This is a genomic window from Taishania pollutisoli, from assembly GCF_014518315.1.
Taxonomy (GTDB): Bacteria; Bacteroidota; Bacteroidia; order Flavobacteriales_D; family Crocinitomicaceae; genus Taishania; species Taishania pollutisoli.
Window position 1 is genome coordinate 1 of sequence record NZ_JACVEL010000037.1, and the last position, 1,273, is coordinate 1,273.

A 1,273-nucleotide genomic window follows, 5' to 3' on the forward strand; every position below is an offset into this window, starting at 1 on the left:
AATGTATGGGCTTTTAAAAAGTGGCATCGACTTACTCTCCCACCCTCAAAAGGGCAGTACCATCAGCGCAGGCAGGCTTAACTTCTCTGTTCGGAATGGGAAGAGGTGGACCTTGCCGCAATAGACACCTAAAACGGTTAAGATAACAGACAACTGGATTTTAGATTTACTTTGCTCTACGACTTTTCGAAGTCTTATTTAAGCAGTGCATCTAACAGCTTTTGTCTTCTATCTAAATGTCTTTATAGATATATCGGACGATCGGAGCAAAAAAGATTTTAAACAACAGAGAGGGTTTATAAGTCTACGGGTAATTAGTACTGCTCGGCTTTGACGTTACCGTCTTTACACCTGCAGCCTATCAACGTGGTAGTCTTCCACGGCCCTTAAAAGAAATCTCATCTCAAGGCGAGTTTCGTGCTTAGATGCTTTCAGCGCTTATCTCATCCATACTTAGCTACCCTGCGGTGCAGCTGGCGCCACAACAGGTACACCAGAGGTATGTCCACCCCGGTCCTCTCGTACTAGAGGCAGGTCCTTTCAAATTTCTAACGCCCACAACAGATAGGGACCGAACTGTCTCACGACGTTCTGAACCCAGCTCGCGTGCCACTTTAATGGGCGAACAGCCCAACCCTTGGGACCTTCTCCAGCCCCAGGATGTGACGAGCCGACATCGAGGTGCCAAACCACTCCGTCGATGTGAGCTCTTGGGAGTGATCAGCCTGTTATCCCCGGAGTACCTTTTATCCTTTGAGCGATGGCCCTTCCATGCGGAACCACCGGATCACTATGCTCTAGTTTCCTACCTGATCGACTTGTCGGTCTCGCAGTCAAGCACCCTTATGCCATTACACTCTACGCACGGTTACCAAGCGTGCTGAGGGTACCTTTAGGAGCCTCCGTTACTCTTTTGGAGGCGACCACCCCAGTCAAACTACCCACCACGCAATGTCCCCCGTAATCGGGGTTAGACGCCGGATAATCAAAGGGTGGTATTTCAACGACGGCTAAACTACGCCTGGCGACGCAGCATCAAAGCCTCCCACCTATCCTACACATCAATTACCCAGCGACAATGCGAAGCTATAGTAAAGGTTCACGGGGTCTTTCCGTCCCGTTGCGGGTAATCGGCATCTTCACCGATACTACAATTTCACCGAGCTCATGGCTGAGACAGTGCCCAGATCGTTACACCATTCGTGCAGGTCGGAACTTACCCGACAAGGAATTTCGCTACCTTAGGACCGTTATAGTTACGGCCGCCGTTTAC

At 50.0% G+C, this 1,273-nt stretch carries 2 rRNA genes; both read right to left on the minus strand.

The features are described from left to right. Window positions 1-18 precede the first annotated feature (18 nt). Window positions 19-132, minus strand: a 5S ribosomal RNA gene (gene rrf, locus H9Y05_RS16160). A gap of 162 nt (window positions 133-294) precedes the next feature. Continuing rightward, window positions 295-1,273: ribosomal RNA gene (locus H9Y05_RS16165) — 23S ribosomal RNA — on the minus strand; the annotation flags it as partial.